At 65.2% G+C, this 19,771-nt stretch carries 17 protein-coding genes; 6 read left to right on the forward strand and 11 right to left on the reverse strand.

Annotated elements, in window-relative coordinates:
• Nucleotides 1–15 precede the first annotated feature (15 nt).
• Both J3S28_RS17380 and J3S28_RS17385 read right to left on the reverse strand, forming a co-directional pair.
• Entirely contained in the window at nucleotides 16–1,359 is a 1,344-nt protein-coding gene (locus J3S28_RS17380) for an alpha/beta hydrolase domain-containing protein (RefSeq protein WP_207841975.1), read from the reverse strand.
• 76 nt (nucleotides 1,360–1,435) lie between these two features.
• Nucleotides 1,436–2,296 (reverse strand): LLM class F420-dependent oxidoreductase, encoded by an 861-nt coding sequence (locus tag J3S28_RS17385; RefSeq protein WP_207841976.1) that lies wholly within the window; start codon nucleotides 2,294–2,296, stop codon nucleotides 1,436–1,438.
• A gap of 213 nt (nucleotides 2,297–2,509) precedes the next feature.
• Between J3S28_RS17385 and J3S28_RS17390 the strand changes: the two genes are divergently transcribed.
• Nucleotides 2,510–3,340: an alpha/beta fold hydrolase gene (locus J3S28_RS17390; RefSeq protein WP_207841977.1), complete on the forward strand. Its 831-nt coding sequence runs from the start codon at nucleotides 2,510–2,512 to the stop codon at nucleotides 3,338–3,340.
• Between the two features lie 178 nt (nucleotides 3,341–3,518).
• On the opposite strand, the gene J3S28_RS17395 is transcribed toward J3S28_RS17390, so the two are convergent.
• From J3S28_RS17395 to J3S28_RS17405, 3 genes are all read right to left on the reverse strand, one after another.
• Nucleotides 3,519–3,962, reverse strand: a complete 444-nt coding sequence (locus tag J3S28_RS17395; protein WP_207841978.1) for an STAS domain-containing protein — start codon at nucleotides 3,960–3,962, stop codon at nucleotides 3,519–3,521.
• 190 nt (nucleotides 3,963–4,152) lie between these two features.
• On the reverse strand, nucleotides 4,153–4,860 hold the full coding sequence (locus tag J3S28_RS17400; RefSeq protein WP_207841979.1) for a GAF and ANTAR domain-containing protein: 708 nt from the start codon (nucleotides 4,858–4,860) through the stop codon (nucleotides 4,153–4,155).
• A 19-nt stretch (nucleotides 4,861–4,879) separates the two neighbouring features.
• Nucleotides 4,880–5,074: a hypothetical protein gene (locus tag J3S28_RS17405; protein WP_207841980.1), complete on the reverse strand. Its 195-nt coding sequence runs from the start codon at nucleotides 5,072–5,074 to the stop codon at nucleotides 4,880–4,882.
• A gap of 136 nt (nucleotides 5,075–5,210) precedes the next feature.
• On the opposite strand from J3S28_RS17405, the gene J3S28_RS17410 reads away from it, so the two are divergent.
• A complete protein-coding gene (locus tag J3S28_RS17410; protein WP_207841981.1) occupies nucleotides 5,211–5,912 on the forward strand; it encodes a CDP-alcohol phosphatidyltransferase family protein in 702 nt (233 codons plus the stop codon).
• A 6-nt stretch (nucleotides 5,913–5,918) separates the two neighbouring features.
• Here the strand turns inward: J3S28_RS17410 and J3S28_RS17415 are convergent, their stop codons facing one another.
• Entirely contained in the window at nucleotides 5,919–7,418 is a 1,500-nt protein-coding gene (locus tag J3S28_RS17415; protein ID WP_207841982.1) for a phytoene desaturase family protein, read from the reverse strand.
• Entirely contained in the window at nucleotides 7,415–8,398 is a 984-nt protein-coding gene (locus J3S28_RS17420) for a YhjD/YihY/BrkB family envelope integrity protein (protein ID WP_307797220.1), read from the reverse strand. The genes J3S28_RS17415 and J3S28_RS17420 overlap by 4 nt, the downstream gene beginning before the upstream one ends.
• Before the next feature lie 777 nt (nucleotides 8,399–9,175).
• Between J3S28_RS17420 and J3S28_RS17425 the strand changes: the two genes are divergently transcribed.
• Nucleotides 9,176–10,273: a ferredoxin reductase gene (locus tag J3S28_RS17425; protein WP_207841983.1), complete on the forward strand. Its 1,098-nt coding sequence runs from the start codon at nucleotides 9,176–9,178 to the stop codon at nucleotides 10,271–10,273.
• Nucleotides 10,274–10,287: 14 nt separating this feature from the next.
• Nucleotides 10,288–11,721: a fatty acid desaturase family protein gene (locus J3S28_RS17430; protein WP_207841984.1), complete on the forward strand. Its 1,434-nt coding sequence runs from the start codon at nucleotides 10,288–10,290 to the stop codon at nucleotides 11,719–11,721.
• A 104-nt stretch (nucleotides 11,722–11,825) separates the two neighbouring features.
• Here the strand turns inward: J3S28_RS17430 and J3S28_RS17435 are convergent, their stop codons facing one another.
• On the reverse strand, nucleotides 11,826–14,264 hold the full coding sequence (locus tag J3S28_RS17435) for a sensor domain-containing protein (RefSeq protein ID WP_207841985.1): 2,439 nt from the start codon (nucleotides 14,262–14,264) through the stop codon (nucleotides 11,826–11,828).
• A 175-nt stretch (nucleotides 14,265–14,439) separates the two neighbouring features.
• Between J3S28_RS17435 and J3S28_RS17440 the strand changes: the two genes are divergently transcribed.
• Nucleotides 14,440–15,603 carry a beta-ketoacyl synthase N-terminal-like domain-containing protein gene (locus J3S28_RS17440; RefSeq protein WP_207841986.1) on the forward strand — a complete coding sequence of 388 codons (1,164 nt, stop codon included), beginning with the start codon at nucleotides 14,440–14,442 and terminating at the stop codon, nucleotides 15,601–15,603.
• 125 nt (nucleotides 15,604–15,728) lie between these two features.
• Here the strand turns inward: J3S28_RS17440 and J3S28_RS17445 are convergent, their stop codons facing one another.
• Together J3S28_RS17445 and J3S28_RS17450 are read right to left on the reverse strand one after the other, a co-directional pair.
• The gene (locus tag J3S28_RS17445) at nucleotides 15,729–16,661 is read right to left on the reverse strand and encodes an NAD(P)H-binding protein (protein ID WP_207841987.1); all 933 of its coding nucleotides are present in this window, start codon (nucleotides 16,659–16,661) and stop codon (nucleotides 15,729–15,731) included.
• 121 nt (nucleotides 16,662–16,782) lie between these two features.
• Nucleotides 16,783–17,181: an STAS domain-containing protein gene (locus J3S28_RS17450; protein ID WP_307797222.1), complete on the reverse strand. Its 399-nt coding sequence runs from the start codon at nucleotides 17,179–17,181 to the stop codon at nucleotides 16,783–16,785.
• Between the two features lie 226 nt (nucleotides 17,182–17,407).
• Between J3S28_RS17450 and J3S28_RS17455 the strand changes: the two genes are divergently transcribed.
• Nucleotides 17,408–18,112, forward strand: coding sequence for a GAF and ANTAR domain-containing protein (locus J3S28_RS17455; protein ID WP_207841988.1), 705 nt, complete (start codon nucleotides 17,408–17,410; stop codon nucleotides 18,110–18,112).
• A 55-nt stretch (nucleotides 18,113–18,167) separates the two neighbouring features.
• Here J3S28_RS17455 and J3S28_RS17460 read toward each other — a convergent pair whose 3' ends face one another.
• A complete protein-coding gene (locus tag J3S28_RS17460) occupies nucleotides 18,168–19,751 on the reverse strand; it encodes a YhjD/YihY/BrkB family envelope integrity protein (RefSeq protein WP_207841989.1) in 1,584 nt (527 codons plus the stop codon).
• Between the last annotated feature and the right edge of the window lie 20 nt (nucleotides 19,752–19,771).

Genomic DNA, 19,771 nt, shown 5'->3' on the forward strand with positions numbered 1-19,771 from the left:
TCGACTGAGTGGACCTCAGGTCAGGGCGTCGGGTTCGGCATCGGCCAGGAGTTCGTCGCGGTCGGATTCGAGGACGACACCGGCGGCGATCGCGGCGTCGGTCGCGGCGGTGTACTGCCGCAGGTAGTCATCGACATCGTCATATCTTTGGGCGAGCACTGCCGGCTCGATTCGATCGGTACTGCCGAACAGACGGCAGATCCGGGACTCGTTGTCTCGCCCGAGGCCGCTGAGGACAGCCACGGGAACGTCGACGCAGGGAGTGCGCACACCGCCGCGAACATTGCCCACACCGTCTGTCTCGAAACGGATCTCACCCTCGGTGGCCTTCGTGGTGAGCAGGCGCTCTGCCCGCGCGGGACCCTCACCCGTCCTGACCCAACGGGTCAGTGCGCGGAGCGCGGCACGCAACACGAACCGCTGTTGCCCCCTGTTCACCGGACCCGAGCATCCGAGGAATTCCTCGAACGGACCGACCAGGTAACGGTCGGCATGAGCGTTGCCGGCTATCTCCCACAAACGGAACAGCGGCCCATCCTCTTGTCGCGCATCGTGATAGCGGAAGTCGCCCAGGATGTCGGTCTCGGTCTGTACGACGAAGACGGGGACGGTGAGGTCGTCACGAATCGGCGTCGCCGCTTCCCGGAAGACCGGTAACAGGTCGATCGCGCGGTCAGGTGTGTGCAGCGGCAGGCCTGCGGCAGCCCGGCTGTGGATCAGGAATCCGTCGAAGATGTTGTCCAGCTGGGACACGCGGTTGACGTAGGTCGTGAGTGCGAGAGCGGATTGAGATTCTCCGATCGCGAGCAAACAGGTGATGTCGACATGTTCGAGGGGGCCTTGCGAACTCCCGAGTGCCCCGGCGACCTGGGTGAAGATGTCGTAACAGAACGCATCTCCAGGGTGGGACAGTTCCTGGTACCGCTGCTGGCCGATCAGGCCGGGCGCCGGTGTCGACCCTGGGGGTCCAACTGTTCCCTGGCCGCCGGCGACACCGGCGTACTGGGCGGAGATGCCCACCCAGATGTCGCCGTTCCGGACCAATTCCTCTGCGAGGTAGGTATATCCGGGACCGGCATCGGAGCCGCTGCTCACATTGAGCCATTCCACGACCACGTTGCCGCTGCAACGTGCGCTGTCGGCCGGTTGTCGCACCAGCGCGCGGGTGCAGAAATCAGCGACGCCGGTCGCCGCCACATGGTCGCCGCTTTCAGGTGATGCGACCTCGAAGGCTCTCGCCTCGCCGCGCACCACGAACTCGGCCTCGTCGTATCCGGCCTCAGCGAGATCGGGACCCGGAGTGGCGGCGACCAGTCCGCCGCCGTCTACCCGGGCCAATTCGGTGAAAGAGGCAACCATGACCTGACCATACATGCGCGGGCAACTGTATGGTCTGGCAACCACGGGGAATTCTTCAGTGCCCCTCCGGTCGGTGTCAGTTCAGGGCGGCCGCCAGCCGCCGCCATTGCTCGCGCGGATAGGCCTGCGGATCAGTGTCGAGCACCTGCACGCAGACGTGATCGGCACCTGCCGACCGGTGTTCATCCACCCGGCGCGCGATGGCGGCCTCGTCGCCCCACGCGATGATCGCGTCGAACAACCGGTCCGACACCGTGTCGATGTCTTCCTGGGTGAACCCCGACCGCAGCAGATTGTTCGCGTAGTTCGGCAGTTGCAGGTAGTTCCGAAGCCATTCGGTGCCGATGGAGCGGGCGTGGTCGGCGTCGGTGGTCAGGATCGCGGTCTGCTCGGGCAGCAGCAGCGGACCTTCGCCCAGGGTTTCTCTGGCCGTGGCGGTGAAGTCCGGGGTGACCAAATAGGGATGCGACCCGTTGGCACGAGTTGCGGACAGGCGCAGCATCTTCGGGCCCAAGGCGGCCAGCACACGTGACTCGACGGGCACCGTCTCCTCGGCGGTATCCAGTCCCTCGAGAAACGCTTCGGTGGCCGCGAGAGGCTTCTTGTACCGGCCCGGATTGCCCGAGTCGACCAACGGCGCGTGCGAGACACCGATGCCGAGCAGCAGCCGGTCTCCGTGCTTGCCGGTCAGGCTGGTGTACTGCGCCGCGACATCGGCCGGTTCGTGCATCCAGAGATTGAGGATGCCGGTCGCGATGACCGTCTTGCTGGTCGCTTGCAGGAGATTGGCGACCGCATCGAACACCGGGCCGCCCACGTCGGGGATCCACAACGCCGAGAACCCCAACTCGTCGAGCTCGGCGGCTGCGTCCGCGGACTGGGTGAGATCGCCGTAACGCAACTGCGAACTCCAGATTCCTACGCCTGCGAGCTTCAAGACTCTCCTCCTCGGGTGACGCCGAGCGCCGGCGTTCTGCCGGCCTTCGTGCGCTCAGTGGTAGCTGGTCGCCGATGCTAGCCGACAGCCGTTCCACGGCAGGGTCGTACTCCGGTGCGCTGTGGGAACAGGGATGTGCGCGCAGGATCAGGTGACCGCGAGCAGTCGCGCATAAGGTGATCCCCACCTTGGATCTCCATCGAAAGGATCGCCATGTCACCCACCGCTTCGAGACCACCGGTCCGCGGGTCGCTGCTCACCGCGACTCTCGTCGCTCTCTTCGTCTCGGTACTCGGGCTGTCGGCAGCGCCGGCGTCAGCGGAAACGACGAAACCGACCGTAGTGCTGGTGCATGGAGCTTTCGCCGACTCGTCGGGCTGGAAGGACGTCGCGACCGAGCTTGCTGCGCAGGGATATCCGGTGCAGTTGTTCGACAACCCACTCCGTGGCCCGTCCCATGACTCAACTCTCCTCGAGAAGCAGCTGTCGACGATCTCGGGCCCGATCGTGCTTGTCGGGCATTCCTACGGCGGCGCAGTCATCACCAACACCCACGACCCGGACGTGGTGGCGAACGTGTACATCGCCGCTTTCGCGCCGCAGCAGGGTGAGTTCGTGCAGGGCCTGCTCAACCCGATCACTTTCCCCGGCAGTCGGCTGCTGCCGCCCGCGTTGCAACTGAAGGTCGTCGACGACGAGACCGGCATCGCAGGCAAGAACGTGGACGGCTACATCGCACGCGAGTACTTCCGGGACATCTTCGCCCAGGACGTCACGCCTGCGGTCGCCGCGGACATGTTCGCGCACCAGAAGTCGACAGCCTTGGTCGCCAACCTCGAACCGTCGGGCGCGCCGTCCTGGCGGAAGGTCCCGAGCTGGTATCTGGTGTCCGGGCAGGACAGGGTCATTCCGCCTGCGCTGCAACGCTTCATGGCCTCGCGGGCTGCGTCCGGTCACACCTATGAGGTCGACGCCGCCCATGCATCACTCGTCTCCCGGCCGGAGGCGGTGACCAATGTGATCGTCGCGGCCGCGCAGGGTTGACAGTCTCAGCCGTCCTTCGGCTCGCCGCCCGTCATCACCTGGGTCCACCACGAATCGAGAGGGCTCGGGCTCGGCCAGCGCACGTCGGGTGTCACCCGATCGTCGCGTGAGCGCGCTCTTTGGCCCGATGACTCGGACGTTCGATCCTCGGTCGGGGACTTTCGGGGTGCCTGCAGGCTCATCGTGTGCCCCCGGCCTCGGCGAGCGGCGGTGTCGGCGGGTCTTTCGGCGTCGCTTCCCGCGTGGCCCGCAACGCGCCTGCGACGGTCGGGTAGATCGCGATTTCCGTGGACAAGCCGAGTTCGTGCATGGGCCGTGCGGTCGTCGGTCCGACGGCCGCGACCGCATACCCTATCCCGTTGGCCTGGGCCTTTTCCTTTGCCATGAGGAGTGCGGCCATGCCCGCACAGCCCAGGAACCGGGTGTCCGACAGGTCGATGATCAGGACGGACGGGGATGCGGACATGGCGCAGTCGACTGATTGGACGAACCGGGGCTCGGTCGCCTGGTCGAGGTCGCCGTACACGTTCAGAACGGCTACACCGGCGTGGTCGTCCGAGGTGATCGCCGAACGTGGACGGCCGGAGGTTGAATGGTCGAGAACGAACTGTGACGTCGTCATTGCAAACGCCCCTCACTGTGGATGGGGAGGCGCTGGATACGCAGGAGTGGTTGCCAGCGCTGGGCGCGGCTGGTTTTCAACCTGAAAACATCCTTGCAAAACACCTGTCGTTTCGCAACAACTTTCTCCACGCAGCTACATGCCGTTGCGGGACAACATCATAGAGCTCGCCGCGAGCCGGCGGGCAGCGTCACTCCGGTGGGTGATCCTTGTGGACTAGGTCCTGGGCAAGCTTTGCAAGCGGAGTGTTGCTGTCCTGGGACAGCTTTCGTAGCAGATTGAAAGCCTGCACCGCATTGATGTCGAAGCGTTCCATGATCATGCCCTTGGCTTGCCCGATGATGTCGCGACTGGCCAGGGCGCTGCGGAACTGCGCGCCACGCTCGGTGGCCGCCCATGCGACGGCAGCGTGTGCCGCGTACAGGAGTCCGATCTCTTCGGCGTCATCAGGGAATGAGTTGGGCGTGAGCGAGTACAACGTCATCGACCCCAGCGTCTCGCTGTGGGTATAGAGACGAAACGAGAGGATCGAGCGGAACGGGGTCATCGCGACGGCGTCGGCGGCGTACTTGGGCCACCGGGTCTCGGTCGTCAGATCGTTCACCCGCACCACGGGTTCTTCCCACGCCGCCTCCAGACAGGGTCCCTGCTGGTGGGTCACCTGGATCTTGTTGTGCGTGTCGACCAGCGGATCAGTCGAGACCTGAGTGCTCAACGAGTCCCGGTTGGTGGTGACGGTGATCCCGGCGTGTTCGGCACCCGCCACGTTCTCGACCGCAGCCGTGACCACGCCTCCGAGTACCTCGTCGAGCGCTTGCTGATCGCTTCCGTGCAGGCCACGTGCCAGATCGGCAATCGCGATATGGATATCGGTGATGGTCTGCTCGTCGTCAGGCATGGGACTCCAAAGAACGGTGCTAGCGATGGCGGGTCGAGGTGGGGCTTTGTCTCGACCAACCGCCCATCTTGCCACGACCGGTATACCCGGTGTCAGCGATGGTGACCGAGCTCGCGGCCCCGGCATTGTTCACCCAGGTGTCGCACCGGCCGTAGGTCGCAATCGCGGTGACCAGGCCCCACCTGATCCGCAATCTACGGAATGTGACGCTCATCGGCTTTTCTCGAATGTGAACTGACGCGAAAAGCAGCCGCAAACCCCTCTGTCGGGCTTGGTAAAACTGCTGCCGGCCGCCGCGACGGATGACGTTGTCTGGTTTGGGCTTCGGACAAACAAGGTACCCACCGTCCATGACGTCGACGTTTTCCCGTGAGGATGCTTTCGCGGGGTGGTCGCGTTTGCACGGCGGTATCGACCCGGCTGGCTCGGTCTGGATCAGGGGCTGGGTGCGCGTCGCGCACGCCTGTGCGAGCCCACTCATCCGGGCGGGTGTGAGCCCGAGCGCTGCGACGGTTCTCGGGGTTCTGGTTACGGCATCTGTTCCCATGATTGCGCTCGCCGGCTCCGGGTGGCCGTTGCTCGCGCTGGTGGTTGTGCTGGTGGGGGCGGTGCTCGACGGCGTCGACGGGGCAATCGCATTGCGGACGGGCACCGCGTCGCGCTGGGGTCGGGTGCTCGATTCGTTCGCGGACCGCTGTTCGGATCTACTGCTGATACTCACCCTCGTGATCCTCGGCGCCCCGGTGTGGCTCGGTGTCGGCCTCGCCGTGGCGACGCTGATGCTCGAGTCGGTACGCGCCAGCGCTCAGGCAGCCGGGATGGAAGGCCCCGGTGCACTGACGTGGTGGGAACGACCCTCGCGGGTGATCGTCACCTCGTTCGCCGCGGCGAGTAGTGGAATCGTTTGGTGTGCAAGGCAACTCGGAGTCACCGTAGTGCCGTGGATCGACGGGGCGAGCCTGGCGACGCTGTATTCGATCGCAGCCGGGCTGCTGGCGGTGGCCGGGTTGGTGCACCTGCTGGTTGCCGTGCACCTGCAGCTCCGCCGATAACGGCCGTCAGTCGGCCACGCCGATCATGTTCGCGACGATCGCCGCGGACATCATCACCAGGGGCAGACCCCCACCGGGATGAGACGATCCGCCGACGAGATACAGGCCGGGCACCGGACTCCGATTCGAGGGCCGCAAGAACGCCGCCAGCGCACCATTCGACGAGGTGCCGTAGATCGACCCGCCGGGAGTCAGCGTGCGCCGCTCGAGGTCGGCCGGGCTGATGATCACCCGGTGCCGGATCCGCGCGGACACATCCAGGCCGCGAGCGGCCATCAGGTCCAGGATCTGGTCGGCATACTCCTCACGGAGGCCGGGTTTGTCCCAGTCGGTGCCGCCCGCAGGGTCATGCGGCGGCGCGTTGACCAGGACGAACCAGGCCCCGGTCCGAGCGTCGGGCGTCAGCGCATGATCGGCCGGCGCACTCACGTAGATGGTGGGGCGGGGAACCGGACGCGGCCTGCCATTGCGCCCGAACACCGCGTCGAACTCCTCGTCGTAGTCCTCGGCGAACAGCACGTGGTGGTGCGGTTGATCGTTCGGAGGATCATCGAGTGCCAGCAACAGCACGAACCCCGACAGCGACCGTGTGGTGCGGCGAAGTCGTCGAGCCGCCGCGCGCGCCCCCGGCTGATCGGGGGAGAGCAGGTCGTTGAAGACCTGCTGGGCGTCGGCGTTGGCCACCACGAACTCGGCATCGGTCACGGAGCCATCGGATAGCCGCACTCCGCGTACCCCGGTCGCATCGGTGAGGATCTCGGTGACCTGGGTGCCCAGCCGAACCTCCACACCCAGTGTTTGCGCGCGGCTCAGCAACACGGCGGCGATACGGCCGAGCCCGCCGTCGACATACCAGGAGCCGAAGGCCTGTTCCGCGTACGGAACGCTGGCCAGAGCAGCGGGTGCCTGCCGCGGATCGGACCCCGTGTAGGTGGCGTAGCGGTCCAGTAGCATGCGGAGCCGAGGGTCCGCCAGGTAGGACGTGCCGAGTCCGCGCAGAGACTTCCACGGTGCGATGGTCATCAGGTCGCGAAGCCGCCGGGAGAGTCGGAGCATCGTCCGCACATCGATCGGCGATTCCAGGAAGGGTGTCACGGTGGCGTTCCAGATACGTTCGGCCCGTTCGGAGAACGCACTCCACTGCGCGCCTCGGCCGGGCCCGAGCGCGGCGTCGAGTGCGCTCGGGATCTCGGTCACCTCGCCGGGCAGGTCGAGTACGACGCCGTCGGGGAAGGTGTAGCGGCAGGCGATCTCGAGCCGCCGGAGCGGTAGTTCGTCGGCGGTGGTGGCCCCACCGATGGCCGCGAAGAGATCATCGAGCACCTGAGGGAGCGTCAACAGTGAGGGGCCTGTGTCGAAGACGAATCCGTCGACGTGCTCGACGCCGAGTTTCCCGCCCACCGAGGGTGCCTGTTCGATCAGGGTGACGGAGTGACCCTGCGCTGCGAGCCGGGCTGCCGCCGCCAAACCTCCGACACCGGCGCCGATCACGACAATCTGGCTCAAGATCTCCCTTTCCCGGTCGGCGTGCTGCCTCGACTGTCCACCGCGGAGTCGATCGAGCGCGTGAGCGACCATCCCGCGATCAGCACCATATGCAGTATCCACAACCACAAGCCCACCGCGACGACCCCGCCCACCACCGTCAATCCTGCGAACGGGAGGCCGACATCGATCGGGATGGAAAGGAACAGTGCGAAACCCTGGAGGAAACCGGCCAGCATCGACGCAGTGACGAGCGCCCCGACGAGCGCGACGCGCCACCGCGGGCTTCCCGGCATGACATGGCGGAAAACCCAGGTCAGCACGACCGTCAGCATGAGCCAGGTCGTCAGGAAGCCCAGGTAGTAACGCAGGACGAGGTCGCCGAAACCGCCGCCACCACCTTCTGGGGTGAGGCCGATGAGCTGCTCACCGATCGTCGAATAGATCCACGCCAGCGGCGGGACCACCACGAACAGGGCGAGGACGGTGGCGCGCGCCCGCCAGGCCCCCAGGGTCGAACTCCGTTTTGCTCCGTCTTGTTCAGTGCCCGGCGCCTGCGTGGGCGACAGCAGCAGCGCCGACCGACGAAGCCCCTCGCCATAGAACGACGCGGGGAACATCAGCACCAGTGCGCTCAGCAGGCCGGCGTGTACACCCGCATCGACGAGGGCGTCATAGGCCGATCGCGCACCCATGTCCGGCGGGATCAGCACGCGCAAAGAGAGCAGTCGCTGCTGGACCTCGTCAGCGTTGTCGAACCAGCTGATGCTCCAGACGGCGAACAGCAACCACGGCGCGATGGCGATCGCGGAGTAATAGGTCAGGGTGGCCGCGGTGCCGGCGACGTCTCCTCGTGAGAGTCGGCTCGAGGCATCACGGACGACGGTGCTCAGTTCGGCGATGATCCGCACGCGGCTCGCCGTGGGCGCCGATGCCGCGGCCGGCCTGTCCATCACGGAGTGAAGATGCCCCGAGTCGACGATCTCAAACCGCTTGTCCACGGCTGGACGCTGGGGCGTGTTTGACATCACCCGCGGCTGGGAACACTGGACCAGCAGTCGACCGCCTGGCGGTTCGACGCGGTGGTGGGGGTGAAGGCTCGGAGCCGCGCACTGCTGTAATACGCCCCCAGACAAGCGGGTCGACACTTTTGTATTTCAGTCCCTGGAGAGGCGTGAAGATGACTGCTTACCGAACGGTCCGTACCGCTTGGCGAAACCCGGGTGTGAGCCGAGTGGTACCTCTGCTGTCCGGCACGTCCGCGATCCTCGGGGCCGGTCGCCGATGACCGTCGCCGGAATGACGAGTAGGCACAGCGATACCGGTAGCGACGCCTGGACGGTGCGATGCGACCGCTGCGAACACCGATTCAGGGTGGCGGCCGTCGGGCATCGCGCCGCCGCGGAACTGGTTGCTGCAGCGAATGGTTGGGACATTGTCGACCAGCACACGCTGTGTCCGGCGTGCGCGTCGGTTCGCTGACGCCGGGGCTCGCGGCGGTCAGAGTTGACGGTCGAGAACCCGGTGCAAACGATGTCGGCCTGCGTTTCCCGAATCGACTGACGCCTCTGTTAGTGCGACGTAAGGTCACACCTAGCCTGCCACAAGCGGGCACACTGTTAGTTGCAGCCACACCTGTCAAGCCCCGATGCAGGTGACCGACGTGCCGTGCATTTGATAGATGCGCGGACTTGGCCCGGGAGTTGTCCACGTGAACGTTCTACCCAGCACGACCCTGTCCCACCCAGTCTGGTGTGACAACGCAGTCTGGTGCCGTCATGGCTGAACGCGGCGCGAAACCCGAAGTCCCCACGTTGCGACGGAAGGCTCTGAAGGCGATCAGTCACCTGTTCAGCCCACTGGAGCCCGACGATTACCTCGAGATGATCAATCCGCTGTGGACGACGAAAGAGTTGCGCGGGCGCATCGAGGAGGTACGGCCCGAGGGCGCGGACGCCGCTACGGTCTGGATCAGGCCCGGATACCAGTGGCCGGGTCACATGCCGGGGCAGTACGTCCGGCTCGGCGTGGTGATCGATGGTGTCTTCCATTGGCGGGCATATTCTTTGACGTCAGACCCTGAGCCGCGCGACGGGCTGATCGCGGTCACGCCCAAACTCGTCGAGAACGGTGTGGTGTCGCCCTACCTGGTCCGGAAGATTCGGCCGGGCGAGATCATCCGGCTCGGCGAGATCGAGGGTGTCTTCACGTTGCCCGATCCGTGTCCGGAGAAGCTGCTGTTCATCAGCGCCGGCAGCGGCATCACGCCGATCATGAGCATGTTGCGAAGTCTGGACCACAACGATGCCATGAACGACGTGGTGGTGATCCACTCCGCACGTACCGAAGACCAGGTCATGTTCCACAGGGACCTGCAGGAGATGGACAATCGGCAGGACGGAATGCAGCTGACCATTCGGCTGACCGGTGACGACGGGCGCATCAAGCCCGAGGATCTCGACGACCTGTGCCCGGACTGGCGCGAGCGGGAAGCCCTGTGCTCGGGCCCTGAAGAGCTGTTGAACTCCCTCGTCGAACACTGGGAGGACAACGACCTCTCCGACCGCATCCACTTCGAACGGTTCCAGCCGGTCATCGGCGGGAACGCGGGCGATGGCGAAGGCGGTGGGGTCCGATTCGTCAAGAGCAAGACCGATGCCAAGTGTGAACCCGGACAGACCATCCTTGCCGCAGGCGAAGATGCCGGGCTCGAACTCAAGTACGGCTGCCGGATCGGCATCTGCCACACCTGTGTCGGAACCCTGAAATCCGGGCAACTCAGAGACCTGCGTACCGGTGAAGTCAGCGAGCCGGCCGGAGCCTCGGTGCGGATCTGTGTGAACAGCGCCGAAGGCGACGTCGAAATCGACCTGTAGATCGAAGGAGAACTATGACGATCCACGAAGCGAAGCGGGAAACAAGAACCACCAGCAAGCCGGATCCGCGCAGTCCGCTGGCCCATCTGTCCGATGAGACGATCGAGCAGTTGGGCAAGGAATTCGACGCGATTCACGACGAGGTCTACGGCGATCTCGGAGACGCCGACCGGCGATACATCAAGACGGTGATCGCCACCCAGCGTAATCTCGCGGTCGCGGGTCGGGTCCTGCTACTCGGATCACGATCCAAGGTGGCCTGGGTGGCCGGCACGTCCTGCCTGGGTATGGCCAAGATTCTCGAGAACATGGAGATCGGCCACAACGTGATGCACGGGCAGTGGGACTGGATGAACGATCCAGACATCCACTCGTCGGTGTGGGACTGGGACACCGCGTCCACCGCCGAGGCGTGGAAGCACTCGCACAACTACATCCACCACGCGTTCACCAACATCCGGGGCAAGGACAAAGACCTCGGCTACGAGATCATGCGGATCGATCCGCATCAGCCGTGGAATCCGGTCTACTTGGCGCAGCCGTTCTACAACATGCTGCTCACGGCGTTCTTCGAGTGGGGCGTCGCGCTGCACGATCTCGACCTCGACGCCATCCGCAAGGGCGAGAAGCCGATGTCCGACCTGTGGCACGACCTCAAGGGCATCGGAGTCAAGATGCGGCGGCAGGTGATCAAGGACTACATCGGTTGGCCCGCGATCAGCGCCGGCGCTTTCGCGTTGACCCAGATCGCGTCAGGCGGCAACATCAAGCAGCCCAAGACCTCCCGGCTGGCGAGCCGTCTACGGCGCGCGCCCGGTGCGGGCAAGCGGACGAAGACTGTCGCCGCCGTCATGGATCGCGCTCTTCCAGGTGTGGAACAGACGTTCTTGGCAACGTTCGCTGCGGACTTCACCGCCAACATCATCCGAAACGTGTGGGCGCACGCGATCATCTTCTGCGGACATTTCCCGGACCAGACCTACACCTTCAGCAAAGCCGAGACGGAGAATGAGACACGAGGCGGCTGGTACGTGCGGCAGTTGCTGGGCGCGGCCAACATCGAGGGCAGCCCGCTGTTCCACGTGATCAGCGGGAATCTCGGTTACCAGGTCGAGCACCACCTCTATCCAGACATGCCGAGCACCCGGTACTCACAGGTGGCGCCGAAGGTGAAGGATATCTGCGAGCGCTACGAACTGCCCTACAACACAGGCCCTTTCGCCCAGCAATGGGGTCAGGTTCATCGCACCATCTTCCGGTTGGCTCTGCCGGGTGGAAAGCCGCGCCCCAAGCCCGACCCCTTCCACCGGCCTCCGCACAGCGCGGCTGACCCGGAACGGGTGAGCGAGGCCGCTCGCTTCCGGTCGCGGGTTCCGGCCAGCCATCCTGATGCCGGCCCCGAGCACGAGTCCGGTGGCGTCAACGTGGAGCCGCCGCCTCGCGACTGAGCGTCCCGAAACAGACCCAGTCGTCCGGCGCACCCAGCTGCAGCACTACCGCTGGGTGCGCCTGTAACGGCTGGGTGTGTGACGGTGAACGAGGCGGTCCGAGACTAGTGAAATCGTGCCGCCGCCGCGGCTGCTGATTCGGGGGAGTGCAAGAACGGCCCCTGCGCTTGCTGACAACCGGCTGCAGTGACCGCCTCGAGTTGTGCCGCCGTCTCGACACCGGTGGCGATGACGGTCATGTCCGCCGCCCGGGCAATCGCGACGATGCTCTGGATGACCGTGTCCGCGAAATGCGAGGTCGTGAGATCTCGGATGAACGCCGGGGCGATCTTGATTGCATCGACCTGCTGGAGCTGGACCAGCGACGAATAACCCGCCCCGAAGTTGTCGATGGCCACCCTGATCCCGAGTTCACGCAGTCGTCGCAGCTGATCGAGTGGTCGGATGCCCTCGGAGAACTCATCCGCGGCGAAAATCGTCTCGGTCACGTCGAGTCGGAGGTCGCCGGGGTGCACGCAACATTCATCGAGGGCTGCGGCCACATTCTGCGGGAGCCGGTCGTCGCAGAACTGACGGGGCGACAATGTGATGGCGAGCGTGAGTTCGCCTGCACGGTAGCCGAAGACATCGTTCAGGTCGTGCAGGGCCTTGGAGAGGTTCAGCCGCCCGAGCGCATCGCCGAGTCCGATGTGATCGGCCAACGTATTGAATGTGTTCGGCTCGATCTCGTTGTGAATCGGGTGGTGCCAGCACAGTGTGGCTTCCACGCCCACCACCCGGCCGGTCGCGGTGGCGTGGATCAGCTCATAGCGGTTGCCGAGCTGGCCGTCGGCCGGAGCAGCGATGAGCGCGCGCAGATCCTGTTCGAGCTGCTGCCGGAACTGGAACTCGCGCCGCAGCCGCACATCGAAGACGGCGGAGCGCGCGCGGCCGGACTGCTTCGCGTAGTAGAGCGCGATGTCGGCGTCCCGCAAAAGGTCACCGCCTGAGCGGTTCTCACCCTCGGTCGTGCACACCGACCCGACGCTCGCGGTCATTCGGACGCTCGAGATCCCGGTATCGATCGGGGACTCGGTGATCGCTGTCAGCAGGTGTTCGGCCTGCCTTTGAGCCGAGGCCGGACCCGTGCCGTCGCCGGGGCTGACGATGCTGAACTCGTCGCCTCCGATCCGGCCCACGGACGAGCCGGGCCCCGCGGCCGCAGCAAGGCGCCCGGCCACCGCTCGGAGTACCTGGTCGCCGTAGCTGTGGCCCAACGAATCGTTGATGATCTTGAAACGGTCGAGGTCGAGAAAGTGCACATTGATCGGACTGTTCGGTTCGACGTCCGATGCCAGCTGCGTGTCGAGTTGCCGCAGTAGACCGTCGTGGTTGAGCAACCCCGTGAGGCTGTCGTGGCTCGCGCGATGGCGCTGTTGTTCGGCGTCGAGGACTTGCTGGGTGATGTCGGTGTACGACGCGATCGCCCTCGGTTCGTCGAGATCGACGTCGAATGCCTTGCAGGTCACCGAGAACCACCGATGTTCGCCGTCGGTACGAGTGGCCAGCTTGCCGGTGAATCCGTCTCCGGTCTGGCGCATGTGATCGACGAGTGCCCGAATGTCGTCGTTGGGGAACATGACGGGCAGACTTCCGAGGTGGGCGCCGGGAACCGTCGACGGATCGAGCCCGAGGAGGGTGGCCGAGGCCGGGTTGGCCATCTCGATGAAGCCGTGCGGGTTCAGGACGAGGACTGCCTCGGTCAGTTCCGAGACCACGGTGCCGAACAACTCGATCGCGCGGCGCGACGCGGTCAGGTCAGCACACAGCAGCACATAGCCCGCACCCATCGCGGTGACCGATACCCGGACGTTCCGGATGGCGCCGTCGCGATGACGATGGACACTCTCGATCGTGCCACCGAGCGCAATGGCTTCGCGGGGGACGAAGGCGGCTCCGATCACGTCGGTCAGGTCGCGGCCGAGTGCCTTCGATGCGGACGTGCCGTACACCTTCTCGGCGGCCGGATTCCACGCCTGGACCACTCCCTCCGCGGAAATGGCGATCACGGCATCGCTCACGTGATCGACCAGAGCGGCCTGGTATTTCAAGGCCTCTTCCGCGGCCTTCTTGGTCGAGATGTCGCGCATGATGACCTGGAACGCAGGGCGGCCCTGCCACTCTGTTCGCACCGAGACGATCTCTGCGAGTTTTGTGGTGCCGTCGGTCAACAGCATGAGGGCTTCGGCGGGCTCGGTTGCGGTGTCTTCCTCACCCAGGCTGGCCAGCCTCTCGAGCATCCCCGGAATCGAGTCGGGGTGTACGAACTCGGTGATCCAATGCCCGACCATCTGGTCGGTGGACTGCGCCCGCGCCAGTCGGAGCCCGGCAGGGTTCACGTAGACGACGACGCCGCCCTCGTGGACGCAGATTGCGTCCGGGCTGAGTTCGACGAGCAGGCGGTATCGCTTGGCGAGCGACTCGGCGGAATCCGGTTCGACGGGTACGACGAGTTCTTCTTCACCGTCGGAGGGGGTCGGCGACGCGTTGTCACCTTCGATCACGTGCACTTCCCTCCCTGTTCACAGCCGGTCCTGATCCTGACGGTTCTGGCGGCAACATCTCTCCGAGATGATTCGCGAATGAAATTAACCATAGTCGTTCGCACAAATCATGCAGGTCAGGGACGGTATAAGGGCACACATTTGTGCACCTCCCATTTCACGGAAAGAGACCAGAATGAATTCTATTGCTAACGCCCGGATCGCGGGACTGGGCGCTGTCACCGGGTACGGCTGGGGACGGCAGGCGTTGTGGACAGGACTGGCCTCCGGGAAGCCCGCAGCCGAACTCACCGCGGGCTTCGGTGGCAGTCCGAGCGAATCCGGTTGGGTGTCGCGGATCCCCTCGGGCGGCAACCTCGAAGACGGATCGACGCGGTTCGCCCGGGCCATGCGTTGGGCCGCAAGGGAGGCCATCGAGGATGCCTTGGAGCGCGGATGGACTCCCGGCAAGCGGGTTGGTCTCGTCCATGCCACGGTCTTGGGCGACCTCGAGTTGAGCCGCGCGTTCCAGCCCGGCCAAGGTGAGGGGTTGTCGGTCCGTCAGTACCTGGGTATGGCGCCTTCGACGCCGGCGTCGCTACTCATGCGCGACTACGGGTTTCATGGGCCCGCGGTGAATGTATCTGCGATGTGCACGTCCGGAACCGTCGCGTTGCTGACAGCGAAGATGTGGCTCGACACCGACACCGTCGACGACGTGATCGTGTTGTCGACGGACCTGTCTGCGACCCCCGAGGTGGTCTCGCAGTTCGTGCGACTCGGGGTCGCCATCACCGATGCCGAGCCGCTCGACGCTTGCCGGCCATTTCAGACCGGTAGTCGAGGTTTCGTATTCGGAGAGGCTGCCGTCGGTTTCGTCCTGTCCAAGCAGGACACCGACGGTTATCTCGACCTGCTGGGTGGAGCCATGAGTCACGACGGCTTCCATGTCACATCAGTCGATCCATCGCTCGAGCACGTCAAGGGTTGCTTCGCCGACGCTCTGATCGACTCGGGTGTCGAGGCCGGCGAGGTGTCGTACCTCAACGCCCATGGTCCGGGAACCGCGCAATGTGATGCCGCAGAAGCGGCGGCGGCGACCGCGCTGCTGCCGAGTGACATCGGTATCTACTCGGTCAAACCGCTGGCCGGGCATTGCCAGGCAGCCGCTGCGGCGGTTGAGATCGCAGGTGCGGCAATAAGTTACACCGAGGGTGTGGTCCCGGGTGCGCCGTCGGTCGCTGAAGGTGATTCTCGCCTGGTCGACGGCCTCGTCCGGATGGAGCCGGGGATCACCGTCAAGTCGTCTCTCGGTATGGGAGGGCACAATTCGGTGGCAGTGCTCGGCCCGGTTCGCTGAACAGTGCTCGAGTGACATCTGGCCGGTGGCGCGGGGGCCTGTGCGGGCCCCGCGCCACCGCGCCGAAGAGGACCCGGCGAGCACCGCGGATGGCGGTACCTCGCCCGATCTCGGGCGGTATCGCCTCAGGCCGGGTCGGCCCGGTCGGCGGTCTGGTGATCCCCGCCGATGTCGGTCCCGGATCGGGCGGGGTTCAACGACCGCCTGACCGCTTCTCGGGTCGAGAGCCGCTGCTCGCTGCGGGGGTCGGGGCCGCAGATCATGTCGTGGCGCAGGCTGTCTACCAATTCGACGACCGTGTTCCTCGGTATCCCGGTGATCGCCGCTGCGACCCGGCCGACCAGGCCGGTCGGAATTCCGGGGATCGAGGGGCGGGGCCGGCGGACGTCGAGTTCGTCCGCAATGAGCCCGATGAGCTCGGGATAGCTGAGTTGGTCGGGGCCACCGAGATCGTGATGGCCGTTGGTCGGCTCCCCGGTGCCCGCGTCGACGAGTGCCGCGATGACATCTTCGGTCGCGATCGGCTGCACCCGGGTGTTCATCCACTTCGGAATCGGCAAGACGGGTAGACGCTCGACGAGCCGCCGGACGAGTTCGAACGAGGTCGATCCGGCACCGACGATCAGCGCCGCCCGCTGCACGTTCGCCGGGGTGTCGGCGTCGAGGAAGATTCGCTCGACCTCTTGACGGGAGGCGAGGTGGTCCGAGAGTTCGACACCTTCTGGGATGAGTCCGGACAGGTAGACGATCTGACGTGTATCCGCCAGGTCGCAGGCGTCGGCGAAGGCGTGCGCCCCGGCGGCGTCTCTCTCCTCGAACCCCTTGTCGTCCATGGAATGAACCAGGAAGTACGCCACGTCTGTGTCGGCGATCGCGGCGGAAATGCCCTCGGGCTCTTGGAGATCGAAACGGCGGACCTGCACCGCGTCGGCCCACCCGAACTCCGAGGCGCGGTCGGGATCACGCATCCCCGCTACAACATCGTGGCCCGACTCGAGCAGGGCCGGGATCAGCCGTGATCCGATATAGCCGGTTGAACCGGTGACAAAAGCACGCATGGTGTGATCTTCCTGCTGGCGGTTACGGGCGGAAGATCGCGCGCTCCCTACGTGGTCAGAGAACTACCCCTCCACGCGCCTCCGGAAACGCAGGCAGCAATCTGCTGCGTCGTGCGTGCGTTCACGTCATCGCGGCGATGGCCTGATCCAGGGTCGGGTAGAGGGTGAGCGTCTGGTCGAGACCGACCAATTGAATCGGCCGGGACGTCGACGGACCATCGGCGACGACGCCGAACAGGCCGCCGGGTGCAATCGCCTCGTATGCCGTGACCAGTGCGCTCATGCCGGCGGAGGCGAGGAACTCAGTGCTCGTGAGGTCGATGATCAGTCCGCTGGGTTCGCCGCTCAGGGCGCTGCTGACGGCGTCGGACAGCTGCGGCGCAGTCAGTACATCGATGCTGCCCTGCACGGTGAGGATTGCCAGCTCCTTGTGCTGGACGGTCAGGATCGTCAACGCTGCGCCTCCCGCAACAGAGGTCTGACCATCGGCAACAAACGCATCGGCATCTTCGGAGTGCACGGCGGTATTCCCTTTCGGCAAGCTGTCTCATCAACACTCGGTCAGAGTGACCCTGCGAGTGCGACGGCGTCGTCTTCACCGATGGATGTCATTGTTTCATGCCCGCCGACGCCGACGGTCCCAGCAGTGGCTTCGGGGCCCTGAACGGAGGTTTGATGACGTGAACAATCTTGGAAAATCTAGTAGGATATTCCTCTGACCTGGTACGAAGGCGAAGGGAAGTGACGTGAGTACCCGCGGCGGCGACGATGTGTACGTGAAGATGGCCGAACTGGTGCGAGACATGAGTGCCAAGGTGCCGGACGATCCGACCGACGTGCTGCAGGAACTTCTCGAGAGCGCGGTCGCATACATTCCGGGGTGTGATCACGCGAGTATCACCACGATGGTGGGCCGTGCCGAAGCCGCGACCCCGGTGACCACGCACGAGCACGCCCGAACCATCGATGCCCTCCAGGTCAAGCACGGCGAGGGCCCGTTTCTGGAGGCGGCGTCCGAGTTCGAAATCGTCCACATCGCTGATCTGGAAACCGAAGAACGGTGGCCTGCCTTCACCGCCGACGTGTGCGACCTGACGCCGGTGCGGTCGATGGCGATCTTCCGGCTGTTCATCGCACGCGGCGGTCTGGGCACTCTGAACCTGTACGCCGACAAGCCCCATGCCTTCGACCAGGAGGCGCGCGACCTCGGGTACGTCTACGCCTCGCACGCTGCTGTCGTCTGGGGCACCGCTGCGCGAGGCGACCAATTCCGTAGCGCGCTCGCAAGCCGGGACATCATCGGCCAGGCGAAGGGCATGCTGATGGAACGTTTCGACATCGGCGCCGTGCAGGCGTTCGAGCTGTTGCGCAGGCTTTCTCAGGACTCCAATGAACGCCTCGTCGACATCGCGGCCAAACTCGTGCAGCAGGACCACCCTGTCGGCACCTGATCCACGGGGCCGCGGTACCTCCTGTGGGCTCGGCCGAACTGTCAGCTGCTGCGGATCAGGTCTTGCGCACCGCAGCCACGTCGCGCTGAACACTCTGGGCAGTGCGCTCGGGCAGTGGGGGGACCGCGGCAGCGGCTTTTCTCGCGCCGAGGTAGGCGGCGAGCCCACCCATCGCGAGCAGCGCGACTCCGATGATCAGCGCGGCGAGCCAGGTCGCGACCACGGTGGACAGCGCGAGTACGCCGAAGGCGACGAAGGTTCCACCGCACAAGACCAGGACACCGAGGCCTGCCGCCGAGATCCCGACGCCCAGTCCGAGTCGCGAGCCCTTGGACTTCACTTCTGTGAGGGCGGTCGTGATCTCCGTGCGGACCAGGGTGCGTAGCTGCGACTGAAGGCGATCGACGAGTTGAACCACAGTGAGATCGTCAGCTGCGACATGGTCTCCGGTGGATGTCGACGCGTACCGCTGTGGTGGTGTGGCCGACGATGTCGCTGGTGGGCCCGGCACTGAAGCATGTGCGTTCGTGGGCGCCGGGACGGGATCCGCCGCGGTCGCCGGACTTTCGTTGACGTCCAGAGCAGTGTCATCGTCACCGTGGGTTCGCCGTAACTGCCTGCCGCGGTCGATGAATTCGGCGTCCTTCTCGGCGTTCTTGTCGGACACCTTGGTGTCGCGGGGCGGTAGCTGCAGCGATTTCTCGGCGGGGATACCCGCTTGCAGTTGCCGGCCGCGCTCGAGTTCGGCGTCGACTTCAGCGCCGAACAGCAAGGCCAAGTTGGTGATCCACAGCCACAGAAGGAAGACGACGACGCCGGCCAGAGCGCCGTAGGTCTTGTTGTAGCTGCTGAAGTTGGAGACGTACAGGGCGAACAGAACCGAGGCGACGATCCAGGTGACGATGGCCACCGCCGCGCCGACGCTGATCCACCTGAACTTCGGCTGCTGCACATTGGGCGTGGCGTAGTACAGAATCGCCACCGTCAGGACCACGAAGAGGAGCACGATCGGCCAGCGTGCGATGTTCCAGACCAGCAGCGCGCTGTCACCGAGGCCGATGACGTCGCCGATCGACCGCGCGACAGGTCCGCTGATGGCGAGCATCAATGCCACCGCCGCGGCCATCACGAGCGCGATGACCGTCACCAGCAACACGACCGGCCGCAGTTTCCAGATGGGGCGACCTTCGTCGACCTCATACATCCGGTTCATGGCCCGGCCGAAGGCGCCGACGTAACCCGATGCCGACCAGATCGCCCCGACGAGACCGATGACCAGCGCCAAACCGGCCGACGGTGCGTCCACCAGTTGCTCGACCGGCCCTCGCAGCGTGTCCACTGCCGAGGACGGGCCGAGGTCGTCGACCATCTGCAGGACCGAGTTGACCGTCTTCTCGCCTTGGCCGAAGATGCCCAGCAAGGAAACCAGGGCGAGTAACGCGGGAAAGAGCGACAGCACGGCATAGTAGGTCAGCGCGGCGGCCAGATCGGTGCACTGATCGCGGGAGAACTCGCGAATGACCTTGCGTACCACATAGAAGAAAGAGGGCTTGGTCAGATCCGTCGGTGAATCGGGCTTACGTGGGTCGTCGGGATCCGGTGTGTTCGCATCGGTCTTTCTGGCGTCGACTTCGCTCATGCCAGCGGTTACCCGTGGTG

Source organism: Williamsia soli (assembly GCF_017377795.1).
GTDB lineage: Bacteria > Actinomycetota > Actinomycetes > Mycobacteriales > Mycobacteriaceae > Williamsia > Williamsia soli.